General features: G+C 61.3%; 9 protein-coding genes and 1 pseudogene. 4 read left to right on the forward strand and 6 right to left on the reverse strand.

Annotated elements, in window-relative coordinates:
• Positions 1-343 precede the first annotated feature (343 nt).
• The 3 genes and pseudogenes from EP867_RS17970 (at position 344) to EP867_RS17980 (ending at position 3,840) form a co-directional block, all read left to right on the forward strand.
• Positions 344-1,741, forward strand: coding sequence for a cytochrome ubiquinol oxidase subunit I (locus tag EP867_RS17970; RefSeq protein WP_128490841.1), 1,398 nt, complete (start codon positions 344-346; stop codon positions 1,739-1,741).
• A 3-nt stretch (positions 1,742-1,744) separates the two neighbouring features.
• Positions 1,745-2,735: pseudogene (gene cydB / locus EP867_RS17975) on the forward strand (cytochrome d ubiquinol oxidase subunit II).
• A 418-nt stretch (positions 2,736-3,153) separates the two neighbouring features.
• Positions 3,154-3,840 carry an amino acid kinase family protein gene (locus tag EP867_RS17980; protein WP_128490842.1) on the forward strand — a complete coding sequence of 229 codons (687 nt, stop codon included), beginning with the start codon at positions 3,154-3,156 and terminating at the stop codon, positions 3,838-3,840.
• A gap of 182 nt (positions 3,841-4,022) precedes the next feature.
• On the opposite strand, the gene EP867_RS20560 is transcribed toward EP867_RS17980, so the two are convergent.
• On the reverse strand, positions 4,023-4,637 hold the full coding sequence (locus tag EP867_RS20560) for a TraR/DksA family transcriptional regulator (RefSeq protein WP_128490843.1): 615 nt from the start codon (positions 4,635-4,637) through the stop codon (positions 4,023-4,025).
• Here EP867_RS20560 and EP867_RS17990 point away from each other — a divergent pair.
• The gene (locus EP867_RS17990) at positions 4,626-6,107 is read left to right on the forward strand and encodes an NAD(P)H-hydrate dehydratase (protein WP_128490844.1); all 1,482 of its coding nucleotides are present in this window, start codon (positions 4,626-4,628) and stop codon (positions 6,105-6,107) included. The two genes, EP867_RS20560 and EP867_RS17990, sit on opposite strands and share 12 nt — an antisense overlap.
• Positions 6,108-6,110: 3 nt before the next feature.
• Here EP867_RS17990 and EP867_RS17995 read toward each other — a convergent pair whose 3' ends face one another.
• From EP867_RS17995 to EP867_RS18015, 5 genes are read right to left on the reverse strand one after another with little or no spacing between them, the layout of a single operon-like run.
• Positions 6,111-7,856, reverse strand: a complete 1,746-nt coding sequence (locus EP867_RS17995) for a SulP family inorganic anion transporter (protein ID WP_128490845.1) — start codon at positions 7,854-7,856, stop codon at positions 6,111-6,113.
• 16 nt (positions 7,857-7,872) lie between these two features.
• A complete protein-coding gene (locus tag EP867_RS18000; protein ID WP_128490846.1) occupies positions 7,873-8,283 on the reverse strand; it encodes a DUF6691 family protein in 411 nt (136 codons plus the stop codon).
• Between the two features lies 1 nt (position 8,284).
• Positions 8,285-8,713, reverse strand: coding sequence for a YeeE/YedE family protein (locus EP867_RS18005; RefSeq protein WP_128490847.1), 429 nt, complete (start codon positions 8,711-8,713; stop codon positions 8,285-8,287).
• Between the two features lie 48 nt (positions 8,714-8,761).
• Positions 8,762-9,079: an ArsR/SmtB family transcription factor gene (locus tag EP867_RS18010; protein WP_128490848.1), complete on the reverse strand. Its 318-nt coding sequence runs from the start codon at positions 9,077-9,079 to the stop codon at positions 8,762-8,764.
• 3 nt (positions 9,080-9,082) lie between these two features.
• Positions 9,083-9,961, reverse strand: a complete 879-nt coding sequence (locus EP867_RS18015) for an MBL fold metallo-hydrolase (RefSeq protein WP_128490849.1) — start codon at positions 9,959-9,961, stop codon at positions 9,083-9,085.
• Positions 9,962-10,227 lie beyond the last annotated feature (266 nt).

A 10,227-nucleotide genomic window follows, 5' to 3' on the forward strand; every position in this document is an offset into this window, starting at 1 on the left:
ACCGCGTGACCGGCTTCACACAGACTGCAACACACCAGGTGAAAATAACTTGGCAATGCCGTCGAAATGGGGGCCCGTTCAACGGGCTCTTTAGCGGAACTTAACGGCCCTCTTCAATTAAGTTCCGCTTTGAAGCCAACATGTTGACAGGAGATCCCGGGGCCAGCCAATAAAATAAGGTGAAATTCGGAGGAATTCGGGCAATGGTGGATGTAGCATTGCCCGCCCTTGCAAGGCTCCCTGCTGGCCAGGGCGTTAGAACTCTCCACCCGGCTGAGCGTGCTTCGGTGAGATTACCTCCGGGTCTGAACCGGCCAGGGGGTTCCTGTGGAAGCGGAGTGAATTGATGGATGCTGAAATCCTGGCCAGACTGCAATTTGCCTTTACCGTCTCATTTCACATTATCTTTCCGTCGTTCTCCATCGGCCTGGCGAGCTATCTTGCCGTGCTCAATGCCCTTTGGCTCAGGACGCGTCAGGAAATCTATCTGACCCTCTTCAATCACTGGAAGAAGATCTTCGCCGTGGCGTTCGGGATGGGCGTGGTCTCGGGCATTGTGATGTCCTATCAGTTCGGCACCAACTGGTCGGTCTTTTCAGACAGGGCAGGACCGGTCATCGGCCCGCTGATGGCCTATGAGGTGCTGACAGCCTTCTTTCTGGAAGCGGGCTTCCTGGGCATTATGCTTTTTGGCCGCAGACGCGCGGGCGACGGGCTACATATGTTCGCAACCGCGATGGTTGCCGTTGGCACCCTGATTTCGGCCACCTGGATCCTCTCGGTCAACAGCTGGATGCAGACGCCGGCCGGGTTCTCGATCTCTGAGAGCGGTCAGTTCCTGCCTGAAGACTGGTGGGCCATTATCTTCAACCCCTCCTTTCTTTACCGCCTGCCGCATATGGTGATGGCGGCCTATCTGACGACGGCTCTCGTGGTCGGAGCGGCTTCGGCCTGGCATCTGCTGAGCGACCGCGCGGCGGCTGCGAGCCGGAAAAGTTTTGCCATGGCCATGGGAATGCTGATCTGTGCCGCACCGGTGCAGATCTATCTTGGCGATGCCCATGGCCTGAACACGCTGGAATATCAGCCCGTCAAAGTCATGGCGATGGAAGGCCATTTCGAGAGCCACCCCGAGGGCGCACCGCTGATCCTTTTTGGCTGGCCCGATCAGACTGCGAAGACGGTGCATTGGTCTCTTGAAATCCCCAAGCTCTCCAGCCTCATTCTGACCCATTCGCTGAACGGCCCCCTGAAGGGTCTGGATACCGTGCCGGATGAGGATGAGCCCCCGGTCTTCATCGTCTTCTGGTCTTTCCGCATCATGGTGGCCCTTGGATTTGCCATGCTCGGCCTTGGGGTCTGGGCGCTTGTGGCGCGGCTGCGCGGGCGGCTTTATGATGCGCCTTTGCTGCACCGGGCGGCGGTTGCCATGGGACCTGCAGGTTTCATCGCGGTGCTGGCGGGATGGATTACCACTGAGGTCGGCCGTCAGCCCTGGACGGTCTATGGCTATCTGCGCACCTCAGAGAGCCTCTCACCGCTGGCAGCCGAAGCGGTGGCGGCCTCACTGATCGCCTTCATACTGGTCTATTTCTTCATTTTCGGAGCAGGGACGTTTTATCTTTTGCGCATGATGGGGATCGGCCCGGATGTCCGGATGGACGTGCTGAACGACGGCCCCGTCCGGGCGGCGGGCATCGCCCCGGGACCGGCGCAGGATCCCGGTGAAAGAGAGGAGTGAGCCATGTTCGGACTGGAGCTTTCATTCATCTGGGCGGGCATCATTGCCTTCGCCGTGCTGGTCTATGTCATCCTCGACGGCTTTGATCTTGGGGTGGGCATCCTCTTTCCGACCGCCGAAAGCGAGCGGGAGCGCGATCTGATGATGAATTCCGTGGCCCCGATCTGGGACGGCAATGAGACCTGGCTGGTCCTCGGCGGCGGCGGGCTCTTTGCGGTCTTCCCTCTCGCCTATTCCATTGTGATGCCCGCACTTTACGTGCCGATCATTCTGATGCTGCTGGCGCTGATCTTCCGGGGGGTGGCATTTGAGTATCGCTGGCGCACGCAGCGATCACAGCTTCTTTGCCGGCTCACTGGTCGCGGCTGTAGCTCAGGGCATTGCGCTTGGCGCTCTGGTACAGGGGATTGAAGTTGAGAACCGCGCCTATGCCGGGGGCTGGTGGGACTGGCTGACGCCGTTCTCCATCCTGACCGGCATCGCGGTCCCGGCGGGCTATGCCCTGCTGGGCGCGACCTGGCTGAACCTTAAATTGAGCGGATCGCTTCAGGACAGGATGCGCGGCATGGCCCGTTGGTTTGCCGCAGCAACGCTAGGCTTTCTGGCGGTCTTCAGCGCGCTCACCCCCTTGCAGGAGGCTGCCTATGCTGCGCGCTGGTTCGCCTGGCCGACCGCGATCTACAGTTTCGCCGTTCCGGGACTGGTCGCGCTGGTCGCGTGGCGGCTGTGGCGCGGGCTTAGCCGTGGAGAGGATCTGGCGCCCTTTCTTTGCGCGCTTGCGCTCTTCGTGCTGGCGTTCATGGGGATCGGCATCAGCTTTTACCCGATGATGGTGCCCCCTGGCCTGACGATCTCAGAGGCCGCAGCACCTGATGAAAGCCTGCGCTTTGCACTGGTAGGCACCCTGATTCTGGTGCCGCTGATCCTAGCCTATACGGCTTATGCTTATTGGGTGTTTCGCGGCAAGCTTGACCCGGAAGAAGGCTATCACTGATGCGGCGACTGGCCTGGTTTGTCGGTCTCTGGCTTGCTGGCATCGCAGCCGTCTCAGCGCTTGCCATGACGATCCGGCTGGTAATAGCTGCATAGTGTGATTATCACCCTGGCCGTAGGCCATTCTGAACGGAACGCTGCTGTCGACATGATGCACCGGCATCCCCCCGGCCCCGTGCGTCAGTTGACGTGGGGACGGATATGGCCCTTGGCACTGCCGTTTGGTGGTCGATCTCAGGCGCAACTGCGTCACGCGACATCTCGTGCAAAAGAGCTTGGATTCCGCTTACAAAGATCGACCGACCCGCCACAGGTGCCCCGCCCTTTCGAGCAAGCATCGCAAACGCCTCGCAGACGATTTCAGCCGGGCAGCGATCGTTGCGGGTCTGACAGCAGCACTCAGTCGAGGGGGCGAATGAATGCTCGCGCGCTTCACTCTGACAAATGTAGCCAATCTGATTGAGCAAGAATTGGAAAATGCGCTTGGCCACGCCCGTCCGGTCGCCACGCTGCTAACACAGGTGATCGTCGATCCCGCAGATCCGGCCTTTGCGCAGCCGAGTAAGCCGGTCGGACCGCTTTATTCTGAAGTCGAAGCCCGGCGCTTGTCCGCCGCACACGGCTGGGCTGTGGTACCCGAAGGGGCGGCCTGGCGGCGCGTAGTACCCTCGCCCATGCCGCAGGAAATCCCCGACCTTTCCGTGATCCGGCTGCTGCTGGTGAAGGGCGTGGTGGTAATCTGCGCCGGCGGCGGCGGAGTTCCGGTCATCCGGCAGCCGGACGGCAGCCTGACCGGTGTAGAGGCGGTGATCGACAAGGATCACGCCAGCCGGCTTCTGGCACAGGGCATCGGGGCCAATGCGCTGCTGATGCTCACCGATGTTGATGGGGTGCAACAGGACTTCGGCGCGCCCTCGGCCCTTCGCATTCCAAAACTCACCGCAACAGCGGCAAAGGCCATGGCCCTGCCCGCCGGATCAATGGCCCCGAAGGTCGCTGCGGGCTTGGAATTCGTGCATGGCGGTGGCTTAATCGCGGGAATTGGCCGCATGGAAGATGCAGCCGCGATCCTGGAGGGGGCCGCCGGCACGTTGATCTCGATCTGAGCTGTGGTCTCCTTACAGATCTCAGCTGCAGAGGCGGCGGTGTCCTCTCCGCCATTTTTTCGCGACGCATAGCCGGTTTTGCGCAGAGCTGATCTGCCTATCCCGCTACGGTCTTGGTGGGGGCAGTCCAAAGGATGTTCAGCTTTTGACATCAGGGCCAGGGACCCTTCAAGCAAGACCCTTTAAGATGGCGAGTTGGCGCAACTTATGCACAGTCCCGCAGTTGACATTGCTTTCAGGCGCTCCGGCGCGATCTGGTGGCCACACAGGGCACAGGTTCCATATGTTCCCAGCTCAATGCGGTGCAAAGCCTCATCAATTTGGGAGATTTCTACCTGATCGGACCTGCTCAGCGCGCTCAGAACCTCATCTTCCATCCGCTCTCGGGAGCGATCTTCTTCCTCCTCGCTGGAGACTACCGTAATTATATCATCGCACTGCTCTATCTCTCGGGTCAGCTCGTCACGAGATCCAAACTCTTCATTGCCCTCTTGTAGTTCCAGCCGCCACACGCACGCGCTGAGTGGAGGCAACGTGCTTAGGCTGAAAAATTCCCGCCAACAGTGACCACCTCCCAAGCACGATGAAGCTGATCCGCACGCCCCTGTCGCGTGCGAAAAACATGGCGTGATACCCGTGGCGACAGATGCCCGGGCTCCTCTGTCCGCCCCCTGTCCCGGCCGGACTGGTTGAGCCTCTGGCGGAAGACCGGCTGAGACTTTAGCCTCGTTCGGACCGGCAGGCTTTCGCGTTGCCCTGCCATAGGGCTTTACCGGAGTTTGGCCATGACACCGCATTCATATTTGTTGACCACGGCCCAACGACAGCAGGCCCGCCAGCGCGCGTTCGCCTCGGGGATTTCAGCGACTGATCTGCTTGAGGCGGATGGCAGGGCCGCGGCGCACGAGCTCCGTCGGCGCTGGTCTGCAAGGAAGGTCACGGTGCTCTGCGGCCCCAGTGTCACCGGCGCGCGCGGCTTCACATGCGCCCGGCACCTTGCCGAGGCAGGATTTACAGTCAGGATTGCTGTCCCGGGCGCCGCAGAGTCCGCATCCGACCCGGCAGGGGAGCTTTCGAAGTTCTGGTCGATACCCGTTGAGACGCTGAACTCGACGGTCATCGGCGGGGCGGATCTCTTTGTCGATGCGCTGGCCGGAGCAGGGTCGCTGCCGTCTCTGCTTCCAGAAATCCGCGCGGCGCTCGCCCGGCGCCCCCTGATTGCGCTCGACATCCCCTGTGGGGTGGATCCCGACAACGGTGCGGTCACCTTTGACATGAAGGCCGATTTGACCATCGCCTTCGGGAGCAAATCTCCGGGTCATCTGCTGCTTCCCGGTCGTCTCCATTGCGGAGAGGTCGTTGTCGTGGAAGGCGGCCTTTCAGACGCTCTCGCCATACCCACCGAACCCGCAACCTTTGAGAATATACCTGCACTTTGGATTCAGCAGTTTCCCTGGCCCAAGGCAGAAGGGCATAAGTTCAACCGCGGTCACGCTCTGATCTGCGGCGGCTGGCCGATGACAGGAGCGGCGCGGCTGGCCGCGCGGGCCTGTGCAAGGGCCGGAGCCGGTATCACAACCTTAGCCGCTCCGTCAGAGGCGATGATGATCTATGCCATTAGTTTGGAAAGTATGATTGTGCATCCTATATCTCTGCCCAATGACTTTACAAAACTGATCGCTACATCCCGCTTTTCCGGGGCGCTGATCGGTCCGGGGGCCGAGGCTGATGAGGACACACGAAGCAGGACGCTGGAGCTTCTCCGGACTGGTCGGCCTTTGGTGATCGACGCCGGCGCCCTGAGCGCATTCAGCGATGCGCCCGAGGATCTTTATGCGGCGATTTGCGGTTCCTGTGTTCTGACCCCGCATGACGGCGAGTTCAGCCGGCTTTTCGACACGGGCGGCGACAAGCTCATCCGCGCTCGCCGAGCAGCTGCACGGTCGGGGGCGGTGGTGGTTCTGAAGGGGGCGGACACGGTGATTGCAGATCCCGACGGGCGGGTGGTGATCAATGGAAACGCCCCGCCGACCCTTGGTACTGCGGGGGCGGGCGATGTTCTGGCAGGACTCATTACAGGGCTGCTCAGCCAGGGAATGGCAGCCTTCCCCGCAGCCTGCGCGGCTGTCTGGCTGCACGGGGAAGCCGCTGAGGCTTTCGGCCCGGGTTTGATCGCCGAGGATCTGCCGGAGATGCTTCCACGGGTACTTCTTTCGCTTCTTAACATGGCGCACCCGGCTGCGGCCTTGGATCAGGGGGCGGTTTAGAGCTTAGACCTTGCGAGTGGCCCCCACACGCGGCGCGCAGTCGCTCCGGATCGCACAACAGGCGCCGTGCTGGCTCAGGTGAACCTCACCCGTCAGACGGCTGAGAAAATCTGAGCGTTGCAGCCGGTCCATCACCGGGCCCTTCACCTCTGAGAGGTGGAAGGTGATCCCCGCCTCGTGCAACCGCGCATTGATCGACAAAAGACTGTCGAGGGCCGAGGCATCAATCTCATTAATGGCCGATGCCATCAGGACCACATGGCGCAGGGCCGGACGGACGGCGACTTCCGCGCTGATCCGGTCTTCCAACGCGCGGGCATTGGCAAAATAAAGACTTTCGTCCACGCGGATGGAAAGGATGTCTTCGCAGGTCAGCACTTCGTGGCGGTCGATATTGCGGTAATGCTCGGTCCCCGGCACCTGGCCGACGATCGCCATATGGGGGCGGGACGAGCGCCAGAGATAGAGCCCAATGGAAAGGCTGACACCCGCGATCAGACCGGCCTCAACCCCCCAGCCCAGAGTGACCAGAATGGTCGCCATCTGGGCGGCAAAATCGGGGCGTGAATAGCGGAAACTGCGCCGGATTGAGCCAAAATCCACCAGAGTCAGCACCGCGAGACTGATGGTCGCGGCCAGCACCGCCTGGGGCAGATAGTAGAGCGCAGGCGTCAGGAACATCGCCGCCAGCGCAATCCCGATGGCAGTAAAGACGCCCGCCGCAGGGGTGCGGGCCCCGGCCTCAAAGTTCACAACTGAGCGGGCAAGGCCACCGGTGACCGGAAAGCCTGCCGCCAGCCCCGAGGCCAGATTGGCCGCGCCAAGGCCGATCAGTTCCTGATCCGGCTCAATCCGCTCGCGCCGCTTGGCAGCAAGGGTCTGGGCGACCGAGACGCTTTCAACAAAGCCCACGACCGAGATCAGCAGAGCGGGCATCCACAGCGCCTCAATCAGACCGGGGTTCAGCGAAGGCAGCGCGGGCAGCGGCAGACCGGCGGGCACCTCGCCCACGATGCGCAGGCCACGCCCCGCCAGATCAAAGCCCCAGGTCAGCAGCGATGTCACTGCCACCACCAGGATCGGTGCGGCTTTGGCGATCATCTGCGCGGCGCTTTTGGGCAGGCCCCTGCGGAGCAGCAGCCCCACCAGCCCCTTGCGCGCCCAGTAAAGCGCCGCGAGTGCGCCTGCGCCCATCGCCAGCGTCGCGGGGTTGATCACGCCGATCTGGCGGACAAGCGTTGCGAGGGTGTCAAAGAAATGCTCACCCCCGCCCGGCACGCCCAGCAGATGTTTGATCTGCCCCACAGCAATCAGCAGACCCGCGGCGGTGATGAAGCCTGAGATGACCGGGTGCGACAGGAAATTCGCCAAAAAACCCAGCCGCAGCAAGCCCATAGCGGTCAGCATCAACCCTGAGAGCCCCGCAAGCATAACGGCAGCCGTGGCGTAATCCGCCGTCCCCTCAGCAGCGATCTGCCCCACGGCCGAGGCCGTCATCAGCGAGACCACCGCCACAGGCCCCACGGCCAGCGTTTTCGAGGTGCCAAAGATCGCATAGGCCACCAGCGGCAGGATGGAGGCATAAAGCCCCACCTCGGGCGGCAGACCTGCCAGCATAGCATAGGCCAGGCTCTGCGGGATCAGCATGATGGTGACGATCACCGCGGCCAGAAGATCGGCAGAAAGCGTCGCGCTGTCGTAGCTGCGCGACCAGGTCAGGATAGGCAGATATTTCGACAGACGTGACATCTCTCAGACTTTCAGATCAGGATTTGCGAAGGGTTCTGGCGAGATACAGCCCCGCCAGCATGGAGCCTACAAAGAGAAACGCCTGCGGCTCGAACAGACCAAGCGCCGGGATCGCGCCACCGGGGCAAAAGCCCGCAATGCCCCAGCCCACACCGAAAAGTGCAGCCCCGCCGATCAGGGGGGGATCAATGTCTTTACGGGTCGGCACCTGGAACTTCGCCTCAAAGACCGGCGCGGGGCGCTTCCAGACCAGACAGTAGCCAATAGCAGTCACAATCAGCGCCGAGCCCATGACAAAGGCCAGTGACGGGTCCCATCTGCCTGCAATATCGAAGAAGTTCAGCACTTTTGCCGGGTTGATCATGCCGCCCAGCGTGATGCCCACACCGAAAATCAGGCCGATCAGGGCTGCAATCAGGATCTGCATCTCAGAACCCTCCGAAAATGTGGCGGACGACATAGACGGTGACGCCGGTCGTGAACATGAAGGTCAGGGTAGCCAGGATTGAGCGGACAGACAGCCGCGACATGCCGCAGACGCCGTGACCCGAGGTGCAGCCCGAGGCGAGTTGCACGCCCACACCTACGATCAGCCCGCCAATGATCAGCCACAGGTTCGGGGTGGGAGCGACAAATTCGGGCCGCCAGCCTGTGATGGCCGCGATCAGAACGGGCGCGGCAATCGCGCCACCCAGAAAGGCCACCCGCCAGCCCCAGTCTTTTGCGAAGGGCGGCAGCATACCCTGCAGCATGCCGCTGATCCCGGCGATCCGGCCGTGAAAGGCCATCAAAAGCACGGCCGCAAGCCCGATCAGGGCACCTCCGGCCATGGAAAGAAGAGGGGTAAATTCGGTCATAAGACACCTGTCCCGGCCCGGACGCCCCCGGCAGGGGGCCTTTGGGCGTTACTTACAAAAAATCTGGTAGAGCGTGCCGACCAGCGCGCAGACGCGCTCATCGGCCAGGCGGTAGAACATCTCACGGCCCTCTTTGCGGCCCTCAATCATCCCGGCCTGGCGCAACTCACCAAGCTGCTGCGACAGGCTTGGCTGACGCAGCCCAAGGCTTTCCTCCAGCTCGCGCACCGAGCGTTCGCCCTGAATCAGGGTGCAGACGATCATCAGCCGGTCCTGATTGGCGAGCTTTTTCAGAAAAGCGGTGGCCTCTGCCGCCCGCTCTTCCAGGGCCGCAATGGCCGGTGCCACATCCTTGATGTCACTCATCTTTTACCCCCAGGGTGCCTGCAGAAGATCCAGCGGGATCTTCAGATAGCGCCGGCCGTTGCTTTCCGGCTCGGGCAGACGGCCCGCATTGGTATTGATCTGAAGTGACTGCAGGATCAGTTTCGGCATCGGCAGCGTGGCATCACGGGCTTCGCGCGCGGCGATGAACTCAGCTTCCGTCTTATAGACCGACATATGGGTGTTCTTCGCCTTCTGCTCGGCAATGGTGCTTTCCCACATCGGCGCACGGCCCCCCGGCTGATAGTCATGGCCGGTGAAAATGCGGGTGTCATCCGGCAGCGCAAAGATCGCCTGAATGCTGTCCCAGAGGGTTTTCGCCGAGCCACCCGGGAAATCCGCCCGCGCCGTGCCGCTGTCGGGCATGAACAAAGTGTCATGCACGAAGGCTGCATCGCCGATGACATAGGTCACCGAGGCTAGCGTATGGCCGGGCGAGAGCATCACGCGGGAAGGGATCTCGCCGACCATAAACTCCGCACCGTCGGCAAAGAGCTTGTCCCACTGGCTGCCGTCTTCCGGAAAATCCGGCCAGTTGTAAAAGCCCTTCCAGAGCTTTTGCACATCGCGGACCTTTTCACCGATCGCGATCGGCGCGCCGGTCTTGGACTTCAGATAAGAGGCCGCCGAGAAGTGATCGGCATGAGGGTGTGTGTCGAGGATCCATTGCACCGTTAGGCCCTGGTCCTGCACAAACTGCAAAATCGCATCCGCATTCGCCGTGGCGGTCTGGCCGGATTTCTCGTCGAAATCCAGCACCGGGTCGATGATCGCGCAGAGTTTGGTGGCGGGGTCCGCCACCACATATTGCACCGAGAAAGTGCGCTTGTCGAAAAAGCCGGTCACTTCGGGTATGTGGCTCATGATCTTCTCCATCAGGCGTTCCCGCCGCTGCTGAGAAGAAGATAGGACGATACACAAATAATGCAATACTTTTCTATATAGTATTTTTAAACGAAAGGTTCAGCACCGTTCCGCGCAAAAAAATTACATCTAAAGTTTAAGTGAAGGAGAAGGCACAAGAACGGAGCCAAGGACGCCATTACTTTTACACTTACACGGGGCTCTGATGATGGGTTGGGTAGCCCCTCCTGACGGCACTTATGTGCCACAGTGATCTGGATAGGATC

This window comes from Falsigemmobacter intermedius, assembly GCF_004054105.1.
GTDB lineage: Bacteria > Pseudomonadota > Alphaproteobacteria > Rhodobacterales > Rhodobacteraceae > Wagnerdoeblera > Wagnerdoeblera intermedia.

Bases quoted from the DNA above. Each gene is read 5' to 3' on its own strand.
- EP867_RS18000 (WP_128490846.1), bottom strand. From the start codon at position 8,283: ATGCAGATCCTGATTGCAGCCCTGATCGGCCTGATTTTCGGTGTGGGC.
- EP867_RS20560 (WP_128490843.1), bottom strand. From the start codon at position 4,637: ATGCGGTGTCATGGCCAAACTCCGGTAAAGCCCTATGGCAGGGCAACG.
- EP867_RS17995 (WP_128490845.1), bottom strand. From the start codon at position 7,856: ATGTCACGTCTGTCGAAATATCTGCCTATCCTGACCTGGTCGCGCAGC.
- EP867_RS18005 (WP_128490847.1), bottom strand. From the start codon at position 8,713: ATGACCGAATTTACCCCTCTTCTTTCCATGGCCGGAGGTGCCCTGATC.
- EP867_RS17980 (WP_128490842.1), top strand. From the start codon at position 3,154: ATGCTCGCGCGCTTCACTCTGACAAATGTAGCCAATCTGATTGAGCAA.
- EP867_RS18015 (WP_128490849.1), bottom strand. From the start codon at position 9,961: ATGAGCCACATACCCGAAGTGACCGGCTTTTTCGACAAGCGCACTTTC.
- EP867_RS18010 (WP_128490848.1), bottom strand. From the start codon at position 9,079: ATGAGTGACATCAAGGATGTGGCACCGGCCATTGCGGCCCTGGAAGAG.
- EP867_RS17990 (WP_128490844.1), top strand. From the start codon at position 4,626: ATGACACCGCATTCATATTTGTTGACCACGGCCCAACGACAGCAGGCC.